Source organism: Paraburkholderia terricola, from assembly GCF_900142195.1.
GTDB lineage: Bacteria > Pseudomonadota > Gammaproteobacteria > Burkholderiales > Burkholderiaceae > Paraburkholderia > Paraburkholderia terricola.
The window spans coordinates 89,903-110,387 of sequence record NZ_FRAB01000017.1 but is presented as its reverse complement, the minus strand read 5'-3'; the positions used below and the strand labels follow the sequence as shown (position 1 = coordinate 110,387).

18 protein-coding genes and 2 pseudogenes are annotated in these 20,485 nt (G+C 63.5%); 7 read left to right on the top strand and 13 right to left on the bottom strand.

Annotated elements, in window-relative coordinates; genetic code table 11:
- Positions 1-76: 76 nt before the first annotated feature.
- The 3 genes from BUE39_RS16985 (at position 77) to BUE39_RS16975 (ending at position 4,401) form a co-directional block, all read left to right on the top strand.
- Positions 77-1,378, top strand: a complete 1,302-nt coding sequence (locus BUE39_RS16985) for an acetyl-CoA C-acetyltransferase (RefSeq protein ID WP_073429890.1) — start codon at positions 77-79, stop codon at positions 1,376-1,378.
- Between the two features lie 149 nt (positions 1,379-1,527).
- The gene (locus BUE39_RS16980; RefSeq protein ID WP_073429889.1) at positions 1,528-3,357 is read left to right on the top strand and encodes an AMP-binding protein; all 1,830 of its coding nucleotides are present in this window, start codon (positions 1,528-1,530) and stop codon (positions 3,355-3,357) included.
- 105 nt (positions 3,358-3,462) lie between these two features.
- Positions 3,463-4,401, top strand: coding sequence for a DUF1571 domain-containing protein (locus BUE39_RS16975; protein ID WP_073429888.1), 939 nt, complete (start codon positions 3,463-3,465; stop codon positions 4,399-4,401).
- Here the strand turns inward: BUE39_RS16975 and BUE39_RS16970 are convergent.
- From BUE39_RS16970 to BUE39_RS35160, 5 genes are read right to left on the bottom strand one after another with little or no spacing between them, the layout of a single operon-like run.
- On the bottom strand, positions 4,398-4,862 hold the full coding sequence (locus BUE39_RS16970) for a hypothetical protein (protein WP_073429887.1): 465 nt from the start codon (positions 4,860-4,862) through the stop codon (positions 4,398-4,400). The two genes, BUE39_RS16975 and BUE39_RS16970, sit on opposite strands and share 4 nt — an antisense overlap.
- Before the next feature lie 52 nt (positions 4,863-4,914).
- A complete protein-coding gene (locus tag BUE39_RS16965; RefSeq protein ID WP_073429886.1) occupies positions 4,915-6,492 on the bottom strand; it encodes an FAD-binding oxidoreductase in 1,578 nt (525 codons plus the stop codon).
- A 43-nt stretch (positions 6,493-6,535) separates the two neighbouring features.
- Complete coding sequence (locus BUE39_RS16960) at positions 6,536-7,378, bottom strand: anti-sigma factor family protein (RefSeq protein WP_073429885.1); 843 nt, start codon at positions 7,376-7,378, stop codon at positions 6,536-6,538.
- On the bottom strand, positions 7,378-7,920 hold the full coding sequence (locus BUE39_RS16955; protein WP_073429884.1) for an RNA polymerase sigma factor: 543 nt from the start codon (positions 7,918-7,920) through the stop codon (positions 7,378-7,380). The genes BUE39_RS16960 and BUE39_RS16955 overlap by 1 nt, the downstream gene beginning before the upstream one ends.
- Positions 7,921-7,935: 15 nt before the next feature.
- The gene (locus BUE39_RS35160; protein ID WP_167363286.1) at positions 7,936-8,073 is read right to left on the bottom strand and encodes a hypothetical protein; all 138 of its coding nucleotides are present in this window, start codon (positions 8,071-8,073) and stop codon (positions 7,936-7,938) included.
- A 399-nt stretch (positions 8,074-8,472) separates the two neighbouring features.
- On the opposite strand from BUE39_RS35160, the gene hfq reads away from it, so the two are divergent.
- Positions 8,473-9,000: an RNA chaperone Hfq gene (gene hfq, locus BUE39_RS16950; RefSeq protein WP_073429883.1), complete on the top strand. Its 528-nt coding sequence runs from the start codon at positions 8,473-8,475 to the stop codon at positions 8,998-9,000.
- 20 nt (positions 9,001-9,020) lie between these two features.
- Here the strand turns inward: hfq and BUE39_RS16945 are convergent, their stop codons facing one another.
- On the bottom strand, positions 9,021-9,248 hold the full coding sequence (locus BUE39_RS16945) for a hypothetical protein (RefSeq protein WP_073429882.1): 228 nt from the start codon (positions 9,246-9,248) through the stop codon (positions 9,021-9,023).
- Between the two features lie 210 nt (positions 9,249-9,458).
- Here BUE39_RS16945 and BUE39_RS16940 point away from each other — a divergent pair, with 210 nt between their 5' ends.
- Positions 9,459-9,659, top strand: a complete 201-nt coding sequence (locus BUE39_RS16940; RefSeq protein WP_073429881.1) for a hypothetical protein — start codon at positions 9,459-9,461, stop codon at positions 9,657-9,659.
- 330 nt (positions 9,660-9,989) lie between these two features.
- Here BUE39_RS16940 and BUE39_RS16935 read toward each other — a convergent pair whose 3' ends face one another.
- Both BUE39_RS16935 and BUE39_RS35515 read right to left on the bottom strand, forming a co-directional pair.
- Positions 9,990-10,703: a DUF2968 domain-containing protein gene (locus BUE39_RS16935; protein ID WP_073429880.1), complete on the bottom strand. Its 714-nt coding sequence runs from the start codon at positions 10,701-10,703 to the stop codon at positions 9,990-9,992.
- A 47-nt stretch (positions 10,704-10,750) separates the two neighbouring features.
- Positions 10,751-10,971, bottom strand: a pseudogene (locus BUE39_RS35515) (sigma 54-interacting transcriptional regulator); the annotation flags it as partial.
- Positions 10,972-10,982: 11 nt separating this feature from the next.
- Here BUE39_RS35515 and BUE39_RS36020 point away from each other — a divergent pair.
- Positions 10,983-11,598, top strand: a pseudogene (locus BUE39_RS36020) (ShlB/FhaC/HecB family hemolysin secretion/activation protein); the annotation flags it as partial.
- A gap of 258 nt (positions 11,599-11,856) precedes the next feature.
- Entirely contained in the window at positions 11,857-12,342 is a 486-nt protein-coding gene (locus tag BUE39_RS16925; protein WP_073429879.1) for a DUF2147 domain-containing protein, read from the top strand.
- A gap of 166 nt (positions 12,343-12,508) precedes the next feature.
- Here BUE39_RS16925 and BUE39_RS16920 read toward each other — a convergent pair whose 3' ends face one another.
- From BUE39_RS16920 to BUE39_RS16900, 5 genes are all read right to left on the bottom strand, one after another.
- Complete coding sequence (locus BUE39_RS16920; RefSeq protein ID WP_073429878.1) at positions 12,509-12,964, bottom strand: transposase; 456 nt, start codon at positions 12,962-12,964, stop codon at positions 12,509-12,511.
- Positions 12,965-13,124: 160 nt separating this feature from the next.
- Entirely contained in the window at positions 13,125-14,222 is a 1,098-nt protein-coding gene (gene zapE / locus BUE39_RS16915; protein ID WP_073429877.1) for a cell division protein ZapE, read from the bottom strand.
- 92 nt (positions 14,223-14,314) lie between these two features.
- Positions 14,315-15,745, bottom strand: a complete 1,431-nt coding sequence (gene lpdA / locus BUE39_RS16910) for a dihydrolipoyl dehydrogenase (RefSeq protein ID WP_073429876.1) — start codon at positions 15,743-15,745, stop codon at positions 14,315-14,317.
- A gap of 138 nt (positions 15,746-15,883) precedes the next feature.
- Positions 15,884-17,155: a 2-oxoglutarate dehydrogenase complex dihydrolipoyllysine-residue succinyltransferase gene (odhB, locus tag BUE39_RS16905; protein WP_073429875.1), complete on the bottom strand. Its 1,272-nt coding sequence runs from the start codon at positions 17,153-17,155 to the stop codon at positions 15,884-15,886.
- A gap of 151 nt (positions 17,156-17,306) precedes the next feature.
- The gene (locus BUE39_RS16900; protein ID WP_073429874.1) at positions 17,307-20,168 is read right to left on the bottom strand and encodes a 2-oxoglutarate dehydrogenase E1 component; all 2,862 of its coding nucleotides are present in this window, start codon (positions 20,166-20,168) and stop codon (positions 17,307-17,309) included.
- Positions 20,169-20,485: the final 317 nt, after the last annotated feature.

Genomic DNA, 20,485 nt, shown 5'->3' with positions numbered 1-20,485 from the left:
TGTTGAATCAGGACGCCTTGAACCGATCGCCGTTCGCATCATTGAATCACCCGGGCACGACCCAAAGGAGCCGAGCATGTCCAACCCGCTGCCAGCCGTGCGCCGCGTCGCCATCGTGGGGGCCAACCGGATTCCGTTCGCCCGCTCGAACACCGCTTACGCGAGCGCGTCGAATCAGGACATGCTGACCTTCACGCTGCAAGGCCTGGTCGACCGCTACGACCTGCATGGCGAACGTCTGGGCGAAGTCGCGGCGGGCGCGGTCATCAAGCATTCGCGCGACTTCAATCTGACGCGCGAGTCCGTGCTGTCCACCACGCTCGCGAAGGAAACGCCCGCCTACGACGTGCAGCAAGCCTGCGGCACGGGACTCGAAGCGGCGATTCTGGTCGCCAACAAGATCGCGCTCGGGCAGATCGACGCGGGCATCGCGGGCGGTGTCGACACGACCTCCGATGCGCCGATCGCCGTCAACGAACGGATGCGCCAGATCCTGCTCGAAGCGAATCGCGGCAAGAGCGCCGGGCAGCGCATCGGCGCGCTGGCGAAGCTGCGTCCCGGCATGTTTTTCAAGCCGCTGCTGCCGCGCAACGGCGAGCCGCGCACCCGGCTTTCGATGGGCGAGCATTGCGAACTGATGGCCAAACGCTGGAACATCTCGCGCGAAGCCCAGGACGTGCTCGCTTACGAGAGCCACCGCAAGCTCGGCGACGCGTATGCGCGCGGCTTCGTCAACGATCTGATGACGCCGTACCGGGGCCTCGCGCGCGACAACAACCTGCGCCCTGACCTGACGCTCGAAAAACTCAGCGGCCTGAAGCCGGCATTCGACCGCGACGCCGGCACGCTCACCGCGGGCAATTCCACGCCGCTCACCGACGGCGCCTCCGCCGTGCTGCTCGCGAGCGATGAATGGGCCGCGCAACACGGCTTGCCGGTGCTCGCCTATCTGAGCTGGTCGGAGACCGCCGCGGTCGACTATTTCGACAAGCAGGAAGGGCTGCTGATGGCGCCCGCCTACGCGGTGCCGCGCATGCTGGCGCGCGCCGGGCTCGGCTTGCAGGACTTCGATCTGTACGAAATCCACGAAGCGTTCGCGGCGCAGGTGTTGTGCACGCTCGCGGCGTGGCAGGATGATGAATATTGCCGCACGCAGCTCGGTTTGCCGGGTCCGCTCGGCGCAATCGACCGGACGAAACTGAACGTGAACGGCGGTTCGCTCGCCACGGGTCATCCGTTTGCCGCGACGGGCGGGCGCATCGTCGCCGGCCTGGCGAAAATGCTCGCGCAACTCGACAAGCCGGCCGGCGCAGCGCGCGGGCTGATCTCGATCTGCGCGGCGGGCGGCCAGGGTGTGGTGGCGATTCTCGAACGCTGAGCGTCGCTCCGTTTCAACGTTGTTTTAGCACTTGTTTCACCGCATGTTTTCGCTTCAAACGCTATCGCTAGATTTGCCTTGATTGCTTCAATGACTGGCCGCGAGACCAGCACACGAATAGACGAAGCCACCGCTTCAGGAGACGACCGATGACCCAGCCCAACCCAGCCCCGCCCTCGACGCCGACCGAGTCCGCGTCATCGGCCCACGCGGCGAGCGAGGTTCCCCCTCAGGCGCCGAACCCGGCATCGGCCAACGCGCCCGCCCAGGCGCCCAACACCGACGGCATCTGGTACGCGTCCTACCCCGCCGACGTGCCGCACGAAATCGACGTCACGCAATACGAATCGCTCGTGCAGTTCTTCGACGAATGCATCGCGAAGTTCCGCGAGCGCGTGGCGTATGTGAGCGTGGGCGCGAGCCTGACCTACGGCGAACTCGGCCGCAAGGCGACCGCGTTCGCCGCGTATCTGCAAAGTATCGGCGTGAAGCCGGGCGAGCGCGTCGCGATCATGCTGCCGAATACGTTCCAGTATCCGGTGTCGCTGTTCGGCGTGTTGAAAGCCGGCGCGGTGGTGGTGAACGTGAATCCGCTCTACACGGTGCGCGAGCTCGCGCATCAACTGAAGGACAGCGGCGCGCAAACCATCGTCGTGTTCGAGAACTTCGCGAAGGTGGTCGAGGAGGCGCTGCCGGGCACGAAGGTGCGGAACGTCATCGTGACGGGTCTCGGCGATCTGCTCGCCGACGGGCTGAATCTGAAGGGACGTCTGCTCAATTTCATGCTGCGTCACGTGAAAAAGATGGTGCCCGCGTATAACCTGCCGAAAGCGGTGCCGCTGCTCGAAGCGCTCGCGATCGGCTACTCGCGGCCCTTGACGCCCGTGCGCCCCACGCATGACGACATCGCCTTCCTGCAATACACCGGCGGCACGACCGGCGTCGCCAAGGGCGCGATGCTCACGCACAGGAACATCGTCGCCAATCTGCTGCAGGCGAAGGCGTGGGCCGAGGGGCAATTGAGCGGCGACGCGGAAACGGTGCTCACGCCGCTGCCGCTCTATCACATCTATTCGCTCACCGTGAACGCGCTGATTTTCATGGGACTCGGCGGGCGCAACATCCTGATCGCCAATCCGCGCGACATGAAGCGCGTGATGATGATCATCCGCCACGAGAAGTTCACCGGCATGACGGCGGTGAACACGCTCTACAACGCGTTCCTCGAAAACGAGGAGTTTCGCCAGCGCGATTTCTCCAACCTGAAGCTCGCGATGGCGGGCGGCATGGCGACGCAAAAGTCGGTGGCCGAGCGCTTCAAGGCGGTGACGGGCAAACCGATCATCGAAGGCTACGGGCTCACCGAATGCTCGCCGATCGTCTCGATGAACCCCGTCGACCTCGCCCATCTGCGCGACTTCGAAGGCTCGATCGGCTTGCCCGCGCCCTCCACCCAGGTGCGCTTCAGGAAGGACGACGGCACGTGGGCGAATATCGGCGAAGCGGGCGAATTGTGCGTGAAGGGTCCGCAGGTGATGAAAGGCTACTGGAACGGCCCGGAAGAAACCGCGAGGACGATCGACAGCGACGGCTGGCTCGCCACCGGCGACATCGGCGTGATGGATTCGCGCGGCTACATTCGTCTGATCGACCGGAAGAAAGACATGATCCTGGTGTCGGGCTTCAACGTCTATCCGAACGAAATCGAAGACGTGATCGCGGCGCATCCCGACGTGCGCGAAGTCGCGGCGATCGGCGTGCCCGACGCGGCGCAAGGCGAGCGGGTAAAGGTGTTCATCGTCAAACGCAACCCGTCGTTGACCGAGGAACAGGTGATCGCCCATTGCCGCAAGAATCTGACGGGCTACAAGATACCGAAGCAGGTGGAGTTCCGCGATGAGTTGCCGCAAACCAACGTCGGCAAGATTCTGCGCCGCGCGCTGCGAGACGAGGAACTCGCGAAGCAAAAACCTGCCTGACAGGTAAGGCGCTGCTTGCACGAGCTTCATGCATATTGGCGCTCTATTCGTGGAGAGAGACTCGTGAAGCAGAGTATGTCCGTGAGCTTGCGCCGATTGAGCAACATGCGTTCATGGCGGCCGTTGCTTGCCGGCTTGTCGCGGCAATGTTTGCTCGGCGCGCTGGGGGCCTGCCTCGCGGCGTTGGCCATGCCGCCGGCCCTCGCGCAAAACGACGACACGCCGCCCCCGCTGGAAACCGCGAGCGCCGTCAAGGCGCCGGCCACGCCGGCTTCGCAGGTCGGCAAGCTCACGCTGGATCAGCAGGTCAAATGGCTGCGCGACGCGCAACAAAGCGGCGCGCTCGCAGCGCTTGACGACGCGCAACTGGTCGCGCTGTTCCAGTCGCTCGATCCGCTCGCGTTGCCGCGCTACATCAAGGCGGGGCCGAACGGCTATGCGTCCTACGAGTTCACGATGTCGCGCTCGGAACGCATTCGCGGTCAATGGCCCGATAAGCCCGATCACATGCTTGTGCGCCTCGCGCGCGACCCGCTGCGAATCTACGCGAAGTGGCTGCCCGACGGCGCGCACGCGGGCCAGGAGATCATCTACGACGAGTCCAAACGCGCCGACGAAATGTATGGGCACCTCGGCGGCATGCTGAACGTCATGCCGCTGTGGACCTCGCTGAACGGCGCCCTCGCCCGTTCGCAATCGAATCACCACGTGCGCGATCTCGGCACCGAGTACATCGCCAGGCAGTACCTTGCCGAGGGCAAGAAATACATCGAGGCCGGCTTGCCGCGCTCGGTTCAGGTGGAAGTCAAAACGATCGAAGGCGTGCGCGTGGTGGCCTTCACGTTCGAAACGCCGATCGGCCAGCCGCGCTTCTACGCGAAGAAAGAGACGCTCGGGCTCGATCTGCGGCATCCGTATTTCCGCAGCGTCGAGTCTTACGACAACGACGGCAAGATCTTCGAACGAATCGTTTTCGAAACCATCACGCCGAAGACCTTCGACGACTCGACCTTCGATCCGAAGAACAAGGCGTACAAGTTCTAGCGGATCGCGCGCGGGGCCAGCACGAATGCGACGTGGGGTGCTTGCGCGCCGCGGCCTGCCTGATGGCCGGCCCGATGGTCTACCCGGTGGTCCACCTCACGCCCCGCGCTCTGTTCATGGCTGTGCGCCACCATCTGGCCCGCGCGCACGGCGAGTTCCTTGAGCACGAAGTAATCCGACGCGCGCGTGAGGCCGATCAGCGATGCGGGCGCCGGCGCGAGCGTGCGGCTGAGAAGCGGCGCCAGCGTCGTGTACCAGAGCGCGCCGATGTCGTCGCCGGTGTCGAACGCGGGCAGCTTCATGCGCGCGACGTATGCGGCGAACGCGGGGCCGCACGCCAGCGTCGAATCGACCACCGCCAGCGTGTTGCCGCGCGCGGCCGCCTGCGCGAGCCACGGCCATGCGCCGCCCGCCGTGGTGGACAGCCATGCGCCTGTCAATACGAACGTGCGTCGGTCCATTGTTCGATCCGCTTGCCGTTTCATGCCGCGCGTACGTTGTGCCACGCGCGCCTCACGTATAACCGCGCCGGTCGCGCCACGCCGCCGGCCAGATGCCCTGCTTGCCGGGCGCGAGAATGCCGTTCGGGTCGAGCGCGTCCTTGATCGTTTCCGAGAGCCGCAGCAACGCGCCGTCGTTGAAACTGTACTGCGCCGCGGCCAGATCCATGTACGCGAGATGCGCGCGATATTCGCCGTAGCCGGCCGCGCGCGCGTCGCTCATCAGCGAGCCCAGCAGCAAGCCGGCCTGCTCGACCTGGTTGGCGTCGTCGCGGTCGAAGATCGCCGCGAAAATATGATGCAGATGACGCACGCCCGCCGTGAAGCCGCCGTAGTAATCGAAGCCGTATTCCGCGGCGCGCGCCTTGACCATCGTGTATTGGCGCAGCGCGTCGCGGCCGGTCGCCGGACAGATCGGCGCGAAGTCCACATGCGCGCCCGCGCCGCCGCGCCAGTCGAGCATGCGAAACGCGCTCATCGCCGGAATGCCGGCGAGGTTGCGATCGCCGCCCGCGGTGGGCTCGGCGTCGCCCGCGTAACGCGCGGCGAAGAGCCTTGCCTGCGGCACGCGAGCGAACGCGCGCTGCACGATCGCATAGCGCGCGTCGATCAGTTCGGGCGTGCCGTACAGCGCGAAATGCAGGTTCCAGCGGCCGACGTTCAGCTTCTCCAGCATCGCCGTCACCGCGCTCTCGGGCATCGCGCCCTTGCCCTCGTACCAGTGCGCGCGCGCCGACAATCCGGCGGCACGGCGCACACCGCCCTCGATCACCGCGTGATTGCGGATCGTGTCATCGAGCCGCAAGGGCCGCAGGATGTCCACGATCGCTTCGAGATCCGCTTCGTGGCGAAACTGGATCTCGCCGAGCAGATACGCGGGCGGCGCGGGCATCAGCCAGACGCCCAGCTTGGTGACGATGCCGTAGTTCGACTGCATGAACATCGCGTCGAACGACGGCCCATAGCCCGGCTGATACAACTGCCATGCCGTGCCGATGTCGATCCCGCCCATGCCGGTGCGCAACACGTCGCCGTTGGCGAGCACCACTTCCATGCCGCATTGCGTCGCCGCATGATCGCCGTAAGCGGTGTAGCCGAAGCCGCGCTCGAGCGTATTGCCGACCACGCTGCCCCAACCCGCCGCCGGCGGATCGACCCACAGCCGGTAGCCCTTCTCGCGCAGATGCGCGTGCAGCTCGAAGTAGCTGACGCCCGGCTCCACCAGCGCGTAGGCCAGCGTCTCGTTCACCTCGATGATGCGGTTCATCCGCTGCAAATCGAGCACCACCGAACCCGGCAGCCGTGGCGCGGCGCCGCCATAGGCGAAGTTGCGTCCGGTCGAGACCGTCCACAACGGAATGCGGAATTCGTTTGCGATCCGTAGCACCGCGCGAATCTCGTCGACGGAGGCGGGCAACACCGCGGCGCTCGCCGAAAACGCGGCGGGCTCGCCCGGCGCGAACGGATCGAGATACGCGGCAAGTCCGGCCGCGGAGCTCACCACCTGCGCTTCGCCGACGATCGCGCGCCAGCCGGCGAGCGCGCGGTCGAACTGAGCGGCGGAGACGTTCGGCGGCAGGCTGCGGGTCAAGGTGTGTCCCTCGTGAGATGTCGACGATGCATTGGCGTGCGCCTCACTGCCACGCCTCCGGCTTGCCGCCGAGCGCGCTGCATACCTCGACGGCGATCGAGCGCAGCTTGCCTTCCGCGATCGGCCCGGACAACGCGTAGCCCATGCCGTCGCTGACCCAGTAGAAGGTGCGCCGGTTGCCGTCGCGCAACAGGCGGAACGCGGTTTCGTCGCGCGCGCTGCCGGTCACGTACAGCGTGAGCCGCGCGCCGCTCTGATTCTCGTACATGAATTGCGCGGCCGGTCCCGCTTCGCCGGGCAACAGACGCCCGCCCACCAGCGAATAGCCGTACTCCTGCAACGACGGCACCGAGAGCGGCCGGTTCAGGCGTTTGGACAGCCAGCTAATCAGATGCTCTTCCTCGCTCGCGGCCACTTCCACCGGATGACGCCGCTCCGGCGTGTACACCGCGTAGGCGATATCGGCGCGCTCGGCGAAGCTCGGCGGCTGGCCGCCCAAGCCGCTCCACGCGCCGCCGGTCAGGCGCGGCGCGAGCGGCCCCAAGGCAAGCGCGAGCCCCGCGCCGGCCGCGAGCCAGCATGCCGCGATGCCGGCGCGCTGCCACCACGGCGCAGGCCGGCGCACCACGATGAAGGCCGGCTCGTCGGCCTCGTTGCGCTCATGGCGCGCGTCGGCTTCGCTGTGCCGCGGCGCGCCGCACAGCGCCCGCAACGCGGCTTTCTGCGCGCGCCACGCGGCCACGCGCGCGGCGGCCTGCGGGTGCTCCCGCAGTTGCGCCTCGACCGCGGCACGCTCCGCGTCCGGCAATTCGCCGTCGATAAACGCCGACAGCGCTCGCAGATCGAGCCCGCCGGGCAAGCTGGAATCGTGGTCGTCGTTATTCATCACGGATTTCTCACTACTTTTAACGGCGCGGTCTTACGCGCCGTTCCCGCGGCCGCCCCGTCGGCCGGCCCCACCGTCAGCAACACGCGCATGTGCTCGCGCGCGCGCGAAAGACGCGACATCACCGTGCCGATCGGCACGCCGAGCGCCTTCGACGCTTCCTGATAAGACAGTTCCTCCACGCACACCAGCAACAGCACTTCACGCTGCTCGACCGGCAGGCAATACAGCGCGCGCTGCAGATCGCGCAGCACCAGACCGTCGACTTCGCCATGCGGCGCTTCGAGATTGCGCCACGGCGCGCTTTCGTCGTCGACGGCGATCTCGCGGCGGCCGCGCAACTGATCGATATACAGATGCCGCAGGATCGTCAGAAGCCAGGCGCGCAGATTGCTGTCGGGCCGGAACGCCGACCAGCGCGCGAGCGCGCGCTCCGCCGTGTCCTGCACGAGGTCGTCGGCCCACGCGCGGTCGCCCGTCAGTGCGCGCGCATAGCGGCGCAACTGCGGGAGCCACGCAACCACTTCCGCTTCGAAGCTCACCCGGCGCGCAAACGCTCAGTAGCCGCCGCTACTGCTGCCGCCGCTGGTGCTCGACGCGCTGTTGTCCGCCGTCGTGCACGCGCTCGTCGCGAGCGTGCCGAGTGCGAGCGCCATCATCACGAAGAGGGTGGAAAAAATGCGGGATGCGTTCATATGAGTCTCCTGATGAGCGCCCGGCTCGAGGCGGGCGCGTGAATGGAGTGTGGGCCGCCGGCTGCAATCCGTCCGATTGCGTGCGGGATGCGAAATGCGTTATGCGTTATGTGCGATGTAACGCCGCCATGCCTGACTTAACGCTGGCACGTGGTGATTTATTCCGCGCGAACGTCACGCCGGCTATCTTTTTCCGCCACACCTATTCCGGCGGCCCGCGCATGGCGGAAGAAAGCGCGATTCGTCGGCAGATTCGTAACTCAACGTTACAGTCAATAGTTATCAGGTGCTTCCCTGCGCACAAGCCGTTATAGTGGTCGCAGTTCGCCCGCCGACGCGTTCCACCCTCATACAGGGTAGAATCGCGGCGAACAACCGTCTTTCTAACCTGAATTGTCCATGGCTTCCGCAGAATCGCATCCGCAAAACGACTTCATGAACGCTGCGCGCAAAGAACGAAAGCGCGTCGAGATCTATCTGGTCAACGGCATTCGCCTGACCGGGTGCATCGAGTCGTTCGATCAGTATCTGGTGATGCTGCGCACGCCTGTCGGCCTGCAAGGCATCTACAAGCGCGCGATCTCGACGATCCAGCTCGACACCGGCACGCGTCCGGCGCCACGCGCGGGGCGGCCTTCGCACGGCGAACACACCACGCGTGGTCCGCATGGATCGCGCGAACCACGCGATCATCGTGAGCCGCGCGAACCGCGTGAACCGCGCGAGTCGTATGGCGCGCCGTCTTCGGAGCGTTCGTCGTCCGAGCGCGGCAACAGCACGTCCGACGGCCCCGTGGTCGTCACGCGCCGGCGGCGTCTGTTCGGCACCGGCGGCGACGGTAATCACGGCGACGGTAATCACGGCGGCGGCAATCATGGTGGTAACGGCGGCAATGGTGGAAACGGCGGTAACGGCGCCAACGAATAAACGGCCGCCGCGGCGGCCCGCTAGTCCGCCGGATGACCGAGCCGCTGCAAGATCTTCTCCAGACGCATCACCTGTCGTTCCGTCAACTCAAATCCGCTTTTAACCGCCAGCACGCGGCGCCGCCAGTAACCGGCGCTCAGCATGCGCAGCGCCGGTTGTCTCGTTGCCCACTCCAGGTGTTCCAACTCAGCTTCCACGACGTGTGACGCGTTAAAGCGCCGCGTGCGTGCGGGGTCTTTTCGATTCATGCTGTTCGCTGCCTTGTCGTTCGCTGGTCCTTTCCTGCTCCCTTCCCGACTGGACAACCCCGGGTTCATGGCATGCGGCGGATGTGTAGGTGTTCCCGCTCTGCTTTTCTGCGACACTCGGAGAACGAGTCAATGCAGCATGCTTTTAACTCGCCGCGACTCGCTTTGCGTTATGCTGAAGTCGTTGACTCGCGTCCAACGGAGCATGTCATGACCAGGCAGAAACAGCCCGTACCCCGCAATCCCATGAAAGCGCGGCCGTCCGCCAAGTCGGTTCAGTCCGCCGAGAGCCGGCTCGACGAAGCACTCGAGGAAAGCTTTCCCGCCAGCGATCCGATCGCCGTCGATATGACGGATCCGCATCACGTGTCGGTGAAAGAGGTGTCGTCGGCGGGCAAGAAGCGGCATTAGAGTCGGCGAGTCGGCGCCTCTCGCGCACAGCGTGTGTGCGCTGGCGAGACGAGCACGAACCCGGAAGACAGTCCGCCGTAATTTGAGGGGAATTATTCCGAGCCGCAGCGGAAAACCAGCGGCTCACGCTCACGCGCTATCGTTCATCCGGCAAACCTGCCGCGCCGATTCGTTGTGGGATGTGTGCCGCGGAAAACAGCGGCGGTCGCCGCTTGTGGACCCGCGATTCGAGCGCGGCTAGAAACAGCTCGCGCGAGGTGCCCCGCGGTGACTCGAGCGGCGGCGATCGATGCCGCCGCCTTACCTCTGGCAGCCTTCAAACCATCGCGCTCAGTGCGAGGGTAAGCCGCTTTCCAATTGACGTTGCAGATCGCGCACCTGGCGTTGCGCGGCGCGCAGTTGCTCCTGCGCGGCGGCCTTTTGCTGCGCGAGCGCCGTTGCTTCGGCGCGGGTCTGCTGCTGCTGGCTCGCGACGATGGTCTGCTGCCGGTGCGCCACGTCGAGGTCAGCTTGCAGGCGATTCGCGCGGTCTTGCGACAATGCGATCATCCGGTCCGTGAACGCCTTCTGCGCCTCGAGTTGCGTGCGGCGAATCTCGACGTCCGACAGTTGCAGCGTCTGACGCACGAAATCCTTGTAGATCATGTCGGCGCGCGTCGCGTCCTGCGTCTTGATGACGCGCCAGAAATTCTTCTGCTGGAACAAGGCTACGTAGTACGTCATCTCCTTGCCGTAAAACAGCAAGCTCGCGCCGTAACTGCCGTTGTATGTCGTGCGCAATTCGCTCACGTCCGACCCGCGAATCATCTGCTGCAATTCCGCAACGTTCCCCGCGGCGGATTGCTTCGCTTCGTCCGGCGTCAGCGCGGTGGTCTGCGCTTGTCCAGACTGAGCGGGCTGGTCACCCTGCGCGGCGCCCGGCTGGGAAACGACGCCAGCGCTCGCGCCGCTATCCGTCATCGCCTGCGCGGCGACGCCTTGCACGGCCCCCATCATGACCAGTGCGGCCAAGGCAATCTGTCGTAGTTTCGACTTGTGGTCCATGTAAATCCTGCTTAAACAGTTTTTGTTTTAGTACAACCGTCTCATTATTACTCAGTTTCGCGTGTTTCGGGCTCTTCGTCAAAAATTTGGTACTTGCGGATTTTTCCCCACAACATCTTGCGGCTGATGCCCAGATTGAGCGCTGTATCCTGGCGGCGTCAGCCGTTGCGTCGAGCGGCGCAGGCACGCGGTTGGGCTCCGCCATGTCCCATTTGCCGCGGTCCACCCACGCTTGCGCGGCGCTTTCGGCCGGCATCGGCTGGCTGCTGCGCCCGAGCGCGGGCGATGCAATTGCAGGCCGACTACATCAGCGTGCGAACGGGTCAAGTGCGCCGTGCGAGTTTCAATGTGACGAAGGCGCTCGATATTCCGAGGGCGTCGAAATCCGACGACTGGAACGTTCCGGACTTGCCGGGTCATCAATCCGGCGTCGATCAACTTCGTGCGTACAGGTGCAAGCTTTTCGCTAACCAACGAGTGGCCGCTGAAAATCGGCACCGCCATCGCACTCACCGGTCAATACAGCGCGGTCCCGCTCGCGACCTTTGAACAGATGTCGTTCGGCGCGCAGCGTTTTGCGCAAGACCGTCAACCGGGCGAAGCGTCAGGCGATTCCGATTGGGAGCGATGTTCGCAGGCAACCGTTCGTTCACGCCGAGCTTCACGTATCGGTGCACATTCACGCCCTATGTTTCGTTCGACAAGGCGCGTGTTGGGTGTACATGCGGGTACCACTTCGCCGTCGAGGCTTGCGTCGATTACGCTCGGTTTCAGGATCTCGGACGCGAAGTATTACAGCCTCGATCTTGCAGTGGCCAAAGCGATCGGCGACGCGTCCTTGGAAGGCGCATCGCGCAGCCCGCGCATCAACGCGACCTTCTCGTACCAGCTGAATCGATGCGCACGGCGCGGCGTGCTAATTAGAGGTTCCACTATCAAACGACGCACGCGCTTTCACGTATTCTGCGCAAACGCTTTCGGCCGGCGGCGTGCAAGCCGCGAGTCGAGAGTTGCAAGTGGCAAGTCAATACCCCTGAAGCAAGAACCCAGGCGCCATATCAGGCATCACGGCGGCGAGTGACTCAAGTCCGCCCGAGATGCCAATCACGCCGCGCGCTCATGATCGCGCCGTCTTTTATCAAGGAGGAAGACAATGACGCAGTTCACCCAACGCACCCGTGCAATCGCGCTTCGCGCAGCCAGGCATGCAGCGCTCGCCGGCGTACTGCTCGCCGGCGCCGTCACGGCAATGGCGCAGACCGACAGCCCGGTCGGCACCTGGCAAACCATCGACGATCACACCGGTCAGCCCAAAGCGCTCGTGCAGATCGCTCGGGACGGCGACGGTTCGCTCAACGGCAAGGTGATCAAGGGACTAGGCCCGAACGACCAGCCGGGTCGCCGGTGCACCGCATGCACGGACGCGCGCAAGGATCAGCCGATTCTCGGCATGACGATCATCAACGATATGAAAAAGGACGGCGACGGCTGGGACCACGGCCAGATTCTCGATCCGGAAAACGGCAAGGTCTACAAGTGCAAGATGCACCTGGAAGATGGCGGGAACAAGTTGGTGGTGCGCGGCTATATCGGCGTTTCGCTGCTGGGCCGCTCGCAGACCTGGGTACGTCAGCAATAGCCCACGGACAATCCAGGCGCCGACGCCTGATCGCCTGTTAAGACGGATTGGCAGCCAGTTGGACGTTGGAGCCGCCTACGTGCCGCAGCCCCGATAGAAAAGAAAACGGCCGACGATCATTATCGTTCGGCCGTTTTTTGTGCCTGAAATCGGCTAGGTGTAGTTGTCATGCAGCGTGCTTGAAGGGCGACGCATACGCGAACGGCGAGGACGGCTGTGGTTTGGACGGTGCCGGACTGTACCCCGCGGGGGCCGCAATCTGGGTCGTAGCCTCTTGTGCTTCAACGCTCTTCTGTTCCGCGCTCGCGTGGGTACGCATGCGGGCTTCCATCAAATTGCAGAGTTCTTCGCTTGCCGCGCCGAACAGTTGCTCCATTACACGTTTGAGGACGCCGGATTCGTGCCAGGCCTTGAAGCGACGATGGCAGGTTTGGTAGGACGGGTATTTGCGCGGCATGGCGGACCAGGTAGCGCCGCTGTACATCACCCACAGCACGCCATTGAGCACGGAACGGGTATTGGCAAGCGGCCGGCCGCGCAGTTCGGAACGCGGACGCAGCTCGGGCAACAACGGTGCGACGCGTTGCCATTCTTCGTCATTGATGTCACGGTACGGATTCATGATTTCTCCTTTGTCAGAATCACGACAAAAGATATCCAGTCGTCCGGTGAGGGAATATAAGACGAGTCCGAATCTTGAAAATACGCCGCCGGACCGCGTGTATTCGCGTAGCGGATCGTGATCTATCGCGAAAGCATCACGGCCCGTTCCCGGCAGCGCTTCAGGTCAACGACGTATCGACGATCCGGCGCGGCGCGTCGAGATACTCCTTCGACTGCATTTCGACGATGCGCGACACCGTGCGCGTAAATTCGTTAGCCATCGGTCCGTCGACGTACAACTGCTCGGCCGGCACCGCGGCGGACATCAACAGCTTGACCTTGTGGTCGTAGAACACGTCGATCAGCCAGGTGAAACGGCGCGCCTCCGAGGCCATGCGCGCCGACATCTGCGGCACGCCGGAGAGAATCACCGCGTGAAAGCGGCTCGCCAGCTCGAGGTAATCGTTCTGCGAGCGCGGCCCGCCGCATAGCGTGGCGAAATCGAACCACACGACACCGTCCGCGCGGCGCAGCGCTTTCAGCTCGCGTTTTTCGATGTGCAGAATCGGGCTCTCGTCAGGCACGGCGGCGAGACGCGCGAAAGCGTCGCGCAACGCCTTGTCGGCGGCCGCGCCGAGCGGCGTGTGATACACCTCGACCTGAGCCAGCGTGCGTTGCCGGTAGTCGACGCCGGCGTCGACGTTGATCACGTCGACCTTCTCCTTGATCAGTTCGATCGCCGGCAGCATGCGATCACGGTGCAGGCCATCCGGATACAACGTGTCCGGCGCGTAATTGGACGTCATCACGAACTGCACGCCGTTCTCGAACAGCTTGTCGAGCAGACGGTACAGGATCATCGCATCGGCAATGTCGGACACGTGGAATTCGTCGAAACAGATCAGCCGGTAGCGCTTGGCGATACGAAGCGCGAGTTCGTCGAGCGGATCGGCCCGACCCTTCAGTTCTTCCAGTTCGCGATGCACCTCGCGCATGAACTCGTGGAAATGCAGCCGCGTTTTGCGCTGCACCGGCACGATCATGTAGAAGCTGTCCATGAGGAAGCTCTTGCCCCGCCCCACGCCGCCCCACATGTACACGCCGCGCGGCCGGTCCGGGTGGATGATCAGTTTCTTGAACGCATTGGAGCGGCGCGATTTGTATTCGACCCACTCTTCGTAGCACCGTTGCAGACGGTCGACCGCCGCGCGCTGCGCCGGGTCCGATTGATAACCCCGCGTCTGCAGTTCTTTTTCGTAGTATTCGGTGACGTTCATTGTGTTGCTGCAAAAAGAAAGGCGGGAGGGATTGAACCCGCCCGCCTTTGTGGTGATGCGAAAGTGCTGCGATCAGTCAGGCGTGCGCGTCATTACATGTTCAGCGCGCGCTTGTCGACGGCCAGCGCCGCCTCGCGCATGACTTCCGACAGCGACGGGTGCGGATGGCAAATACGGCCGAGATCTTCCGACGCCGCCTTGAACTCCATTGCCACGACGGCTTCCGCGATCAGGTCCGACGCATTCGCCGAAATGATGTGCACGCCGAGCAGTTCGTCGGTCTTCGCGTCGGCGATCATCTTGACGAAACCATCCGCCTTGTTGATGCCGAGCGCGCGGCCGTTCGCCATGAACGGGAACTGACCCGTCTTGATCTCGCGGCCTTCCGCCTTCAGTTGCTGCTCCGTCTTGCCGACCCATGCGATTTCCGGTTCGGTGTAGATGACCCACGGAACGCAGTTGTAGTCGATGTGCGGCTTCTGACCGTCGATGATTTCCGCGACCAGCACGCCTTCGTCCTCGGCCTTGTGCGCGAGCATCGGGCCACGCACCACGTCGCCGATTGCGTACACGCTCGGCACCGCGGTCGCGCAGTGATCGTCTACGTCGATGAAGCCGCGTTCGTTGGCCTTCAGGCCGATGGCTTCGAGACCGAGGTTGTCGGTGTTCGGCACGCGGCCGATCGACACGATCAAGCGGTCGGCTTCGAGCGTTTGCGCGTTGCCGTCCTTGTCCGTGTAAGCGATCGTGACGCTGTTCGCGGTGGTCTTCACTTCGCCGACCTTCACGCCGACGTGAATGTCGAGACCCTGCTTCTTGAACTGCTTGGCGGCTTCTTTCGCGAGCGCCTGGTCGGCGGCGCCGAGGAATTCCGGCAGCGCTTCGAGCACGGTCACTTCCGCGCCGAGACGGCGCCACACCGAACCCAGTTCCAGACCGATCACGCCCGCGCCGATCACGGCCAGCTTCTTCGGTGCCGTGTCGAAGCTCAAGGCGCCTTCGTTGTCCGACACGATCTTGTTGTCGACCGGCACGTTCGGCAGATGACGCGCCTTCGAGCCCGTCGCGATGATCACGTTCTTCGCCGTGACCACTTCGGTTTCGCCTTCGCCGCTCACTTCGATCTGCACGCCGGCGTCCGTCCTGCCGGTGAACTTGCCGTGACCTTTGAGCCACGTGATCTTGTTCTTGCGGAACAGGAATTCGATACCCTTCGTCATCTTCTCGACGATGCCTTCCTTGCGGGCCAGCATCTTCGTGATGTCGATCTTCACGTCCGACACGTTGATGCCGTGATCGGCGAGATGGTGCTGCGCGTTTTCAAATTCCTCCGACGAGGCGAGCAGCGCCTTCGACGGAATGCAGCCTACGTTCAGACACGTGCCGCCGAGCTTCAGCGCGCCGGCCGGGTTCTTCCATTTTTCGATACATGCAACCGTCTTGCCGAGCTGTGCGGCGCGAATTGCAGCGATATAGCCGCCGGGGCCTGCGCCGATCACGACGACGTCAAATTCTTTGGACATGACAATCCTTTTTATGACGGAACGGCGCGCGGCCACGTTTCGTGGCGCGCCCTGTTCCTGTACTGCGGAATGCGAAAGACGTGATGCTTATAGGGCGCCAGTTTGCGCAATGGCAACCGGCGCCGGCCGGAGCGGCTTTTACAGGTCGAGCAGCAGGCGCGCCGGGTCTTCCAGCGCGTCCTTCATGGCGACCAAGGACAGCACCGCTTCGCGGCCGTCGATGATCCGGTGGTCGTATGACAGCGCCAGATAGTTCATCGGACGGATCACGATCTGGCCGTTTTCGACCACGGCGCGTTCCTTGGTGGCGTGCACGCCGAGAATCGCGGATTGCGGCGGGTTGATGATCGGGGTCGACAGCATCGAACCGAACACACCGCCGTTCGAGATCGAGAACGTACCGCCGGTCATTTCGTCGATCGACAGCTTGCCGTCTTTCGCCTTCTGGCCGAATTCGGCGATCTTCTTCTCGATTTCCGCGAGGCTCAACTGATCCGCGTTGCGCAGGATCGGCACCACCAGACCGCGCGGCGAACCGACAGCGATACCGATGTCGAAATAGCCGTGATAGACGATGTCGTTACCGTCGATCGACGCATTCACCAGCGGGAACTTCTTCAGCGCGTGAACGGCCGCCTTCACGAAGAACGACATGAAGCCGAGCTTCACGCCATGTTCCTTCTCGAACTTGTCCTTGTACTTGTTGCGCAGGTCCATCACCGGCGCCATGTTCACTTCGTTGAACGTGGTGAGGATCGCGTTGGTTTGCTGCGACTCGAGCAGACGCTCGGCGATACGCGCGCGCAGACGCGACATCGGCACCCGTTGTTCCGGGCGGTCTTTCAGCCATTGATCAGCCGACGCCGGCGCCTTGACGTCCGGCAGCGACGGCTTGGCAGCCTTCGGTGCGGCGGCCGGTGCCGGTGCCGCGGCCTTGGCGGCGGGAGCGCCCGCGGTCAGCACGTCGCCCTTGGTGATGCGGCCGTCGCGGCCCGTGCCGGCGACGTCGCCGGACGACAGACCCTTCTCGGCCATCAGCTTGCCGGCAGCCGGCGAAGCAGCTGTGTTCGCACCCGTTGCGGATGCGGCCTGAGCCGCCGGTGCGGCAGCCGGTGCGGCGACAGGCGCCGGCTTGACTTCGGCTTCGACAGCAGCGGCGCCGGCCGTGCCTTCGGTGTCGATCTTGGCGATGACCTGATCGGCGGTGACGGTGTCGCCGTCGTTCGCGATGACTTGCGCGAGCACGCCGGCCGAGGGTGCCGGCACTTCGAGCACGACCTTGTCGGTCTCGATTTCGATGAGAATTTCGTCTTGAGCCACAGCCTCGCCGGGCTTCTTCTTCCACTGCAGCATCGTGGCTTCCGAAACCGACTCGGAAAGCTGGGGAACCTTGACTTCAACAATAGCCATTATGAATATCCTGAATACGTATCGGGTGACGGCGCGCGATCCATGGACTCGACGACCGCCTGCGAACCATGTCTGCCGCGAATGAACCCTCAATGGTCACTGGATGCGGCACGGGAAAGCGCGTGGCGCTTTCCCGGTTCGTCTGTTTTCGTTATTTAGCGATCGACGCGCTCTTGAGGCGGCCGAAAGCGCCTTCGACCAGCGCCTTCTGCTGCTCGTAGTGCTTCGCGTAGTAGCCGACTGCCGGCGAGGCCGAAGCCGGACGACCGCTGTATGCCAGCTTCTGCCCGTCCTTCATGCCTTCCTTCAGGTGGTGCTCGATGTAGAACCACGGGCCCTGATTCTGCGGCTCGTCCTGCACCCACACCACTTCGGTCGCGTTGTCGTACTTCTTCATTTCCGCTTCGAACTGCTTATGCGCGAACGGATAGAGCTGTTCGATGCGGATGATCGCGACGTCGTTCGACTTCGATTCACGGCGATGCGCGAGCAGGTCGTAATAGACGCGGCCCGAGCAAATCACGACGCGCTTGACCTTCTTCGCGTCGATGGCCTGATCGATCTCACCGATTACCGGCTGGAACGAACCGTTGGCCAGTTCCGACAGATCCGACACGGCTTCCTTGTGACGCAGCAGCGACTTCGGCGTGGCGACGATCAGCGGCTTGCGGAACAGGCGGATCATCTGACGGCGCAGCAGGTGGAAAATCTGCGCCGGCGTGGTCGGCTGAACGACCTGCATGTTGTGGTCCGCGCACAGTTGCAGGAAACGTTCGATCCGCGCCGACGAGTGCTCAGGACCCTGGCCTTCGTAGCCGTGCGGCAGCAGCATGGTAAGGCCCGACACACGGCCCCACTTGACCTCGCCCGACGAGATGAACTGGTCGATCACGACTTGCGCGCCGTTCACGAAGTCGCCGAACTGCGCTTCCCATGCGACGAACGTATTCGGTTCAGCGGTCGAGTAGCCGTATTCGAAGCCGAGCACCGCTTCTTCCGACAACACCGAGTCGATCACCGTGAATTTCGCCTGACCTTCGGCGATGTTCTGCAGCGGCACGTAGGTGCCGTCGTTCCAGCGTTCGCGATTCTGATCGTGCAGCACCGCGTGACGGTGCGTGAACGTGCCGCGGCCCGAGTCCTGACCGGTCAGGCGCACGGCGTAGCCCGAGGCGACCAGCGACGCGAACGCGAGGTGTTCGCCCATGCCCCAGTCGAGCTTCGCTTCGCCACGGCCCATTGCGCGGCGGTCATTGATGACGCGCTCGACCAGCGGGTGAACCTTGAAGTTTTCGGGAATCGTGGTGATGCGCTCGGCGAGGCGCTTCAATTCGGCGAGCGGCACGGCCGTGTCGGCTGCGTCGGTCCATTTGCGGTTCAGGAACGGCACCCAATCCACCGCGTACTTGCTCTTGTAGTTCGAGAGCACCGGGTCGACGGTGTGATGGCCTTCGTCCATCGCCTTGCGGTAAGCCTTGACGTATTCGTCCGCGTCGGTCGCCGTGATCACGCCTTGCTGCGTCAGCTTTTCAGCGTACAGCGCGCGCGTGCCCGGATGCTTGGCGATCGTCTTGTACATCAGCGGCTGCGTGACAGCCGGCGTGTCCTGCTCGTTATGGCCGAGCTTGCGGAAGCAGACGATGTCGACGACGACGTCCTTGTGGAACTGCATCCGGAAGTCGATGGCCAGCTGTGTGGCCAGCACGACCGCTTCCGGATCGTCGCCGTTCACGTGCAGCACCGGCGCCTCGATCATCTTGACGACGTCCGAGCAGTACAACGTGGAGCGCGAATCGCGCGGGTCCGACGTCGTGAAACCGATCTGGTTGTTGATGACGATATGCAGCGTGCCGTGCGTGCCGTAACCACGCGTTTGCGCGAGGTTCAGCGTTTCCATCACGACGCCCTGGCCCGCGAAGGCCGCGTCGCCGTGGATCTGCACCGGCAGCACTTGCAGGCCGTTGTCGTCGCCGCGACGATCCATGCGCGCCTTCGCCGAACCTTCGACCACCGGGTTGACGATTTCGAGGTGCGACGGATTGAACGCGAGCGACAGGTGAACCGGGCCGCCGTCGGTCGAGATATCCGACGAGAAACCCTTGTGGTATTTCACGTCGCCGGCCGGCAGGTCGTCGACATGCTTGCCTTCGAATTCGGCGAACAGATCGGCCGGCATCTTGCCGAGCGTATTGACCAGCACGTTCAGACGGCCACGGTGAGCCATGCCGATGACGATTTCCTGCACGCCGCGGGCGCCGCCATGACGCACGACTTCGTCCATCGACGCGATGAAGCTTTCGCCGCCTTCGAGCGAGAAGCGTTTCTGGCCGACGTACTTGGTGTGCAGGAAGCGCTCGAGGCCTTCGGCGGCCGTCAGGCGATTCAGGATGTGCTTTTTCTTTTCGTTGGAGAAGTTCGGCGTCGAGCGAATCGACTCGAGTTTCTCCTTCCACCAGCGCTTCTGTTCCGGATCGCTGAGGTACATGTACTCGGCGCCGATCGTGCCGCAGTACGTGTCGCGCAATGCCTTGACGATCTCGCGCAGCGAAGCGCGCTCGAATCCGAAATACAGATTCGTTGCGCTGAACTCCTGGTCCATGTCGGCTTCGGTGAAGTCGTAGAACGCGGGTTCAAGTTCGGGGATCGCGGGACGTTCGCGGCGCTTCAGAGGATCGAGATTGGCCCATTGCGAGCCGAGGAAGCGATATGCGCCGATGAGGGACTGCACATAGACTTGCTTTCGCGCAGTGGCGAGATCTTCGCCACCGGTTGCCGTGCGCGGGATGAAGGCGTTGGCCTTGGCCCGTTGAGCAAACGATTCGACGATCGGGCCGTGGGCCACGTCGTTGGCACTGGTGCCATCCGATGCAGGGACGTTCTGCAACGCGTCGAAATAGCTGCGCCAGTTCTCGGGCACTGACGCCGGATTGTCGAGATATGCTTCGTACATTTCTTCAACGTACGGAGCATTGCCGCCGAACAGATAAGAGTTCGACTGGAATTGCTTCATCATTTTTACGCTCACCTTTCTTCGAGTTTCTCGAGAAATAGCGGGTTACAGAACCTTCCGCGACACGGCCTGACCGTTTAGCGGATTGCGCGAATCAAGTCTTGCTTGGAAGGACCTAAAACTTTGCACCCGGGGAGCATAGCACAGATCAAATAGTCCAGATAGCCGACGGTTTGCCGCTCAAGCCCGCCGCGACGGGCTTTGCGGCCGGTATCCAATGCGCGGCAGTCTTTCCACGATAAACGTGGACAAACGCGCATCAACGGTTTGCCAACCGCTAGCAACTACGCACAACGCGATTGGCGCGCCAGAAACGGCAA

Excerpts from the sequence above, each read along its gene's own strand:
- BUE39_RS16985 (WP_073429890.1), top strand. The coding sequence starts at position 77 with ATGTCCAACCCGCTGCCAGCCGTGCGCCGCGTCGCCATCGTGGGGGCC.
- BUE39_RS16980 (WP_073429889.1), top strand. The coding sequence starts at position 1,528 with ATGACCCAGCCCAACCCAGCCCCGCCCTCGACGCCGACCGAGTCCGCG.
- BUE39_RS16975 (WP_073429888.1), top strand. The coding sequence starts at position 3,463 with ATGCGTTCATGGCGGCCGTTGCTTGCCGGCTTGTCGCGGCAATGTTTG.
- BUE39_RS16970 (WP_073429887.1), bottom strand. The coding sequence starts at position 4,862 with ATGGACCGACGCACGTTCGTATTGACAGGCGCATGGCTGTCCACCACG.
- BUE39_RS16960 (WP_073429885.1), bottom strand. The coding sequence starts at position 7,378 with ATGAATAACGACGACCACGATTCCAGCTTGCCCGGCGGGCTCGATCTG.
- BUE39_RS35160 (WP_167363286.1), bottom strand. The coding sequence starts at position 8,073 with ATGAACGCATCCCGCATTTTTTCCACCCTCTTCGTGATGATGGCGCTC.
- hfq (WP_073429883.1), top strand. The coding sequence starts at position 8,473 with ATGGCTTCCGCAGAATCGCATCCGCAAAACGACTTCATGAACGCTGCG.
- BUE39_RS16945 (WP_073429882.1), bottom strand. The coding sequence starts at position 9,248 with ATGAATCGAAAAGACCCCGCACGCACGCGGCGCTTTAACGCGTCACAC.
- BUE39_RS16940 (WP_073429881.1), top strand. The coding sequence starts at position 9,459 with ATGACCAGGCAGAAACAGCCCGTACCCCGCAATCCCATGAAAGCGCGG.
- BUE39_RS16935 (WP_073429880.1), bottom strand. The coding sequence starts at position 10,703 with ATGGACCACAAGTCGAAACTACGACAGATTGCCTTGGCCGCACTGGTC.
- BUE39_RS16925 (WP_073429879.1), top strand. The coding sequence starts at position 11,857 with ATGACGCAGTTCACCCAACGCACCCGTGCAATCGCGCTTCGCGCAGCC.
- BUE39_RS16920 (WP_073429878.1), bottom strand. The coding sequence starts at position 12,964 with ATGAATCCGTACCGTGACATCAATGACGAAGAATGGCAACGCGTCGCA.
- zapE (WP_073429877.1), bottom strand. The coding sequence starts at position 14,222 with ATGAACGTCACCGAATACTACGAAAAAGAACTGCAGACGCGGGGTTAT.
- lpdA (WP_073429876.1), bottom strand. The coding sequence starts at position 15,745 with ATGTCCAAAGAATTTGACGTCGTCGTGATCGGCGCAGGCCCCGGCGGC.
- odhB (WP_073429875.1), bottom strand. The coding sequence starts at position 17,155 with ATGGCTATTGTTGAAGTCAAGGTTCCCCAGCTTTCCGAGTCGGTTTCG.
- BUE39_RS16900 (WP_073429874.1), bottom strand. The coding sequence starts at position 20,168 with ATGATGAAGCAATTCCAGTCGAACTCTTATCTGTTCGGCGGCAATGCT.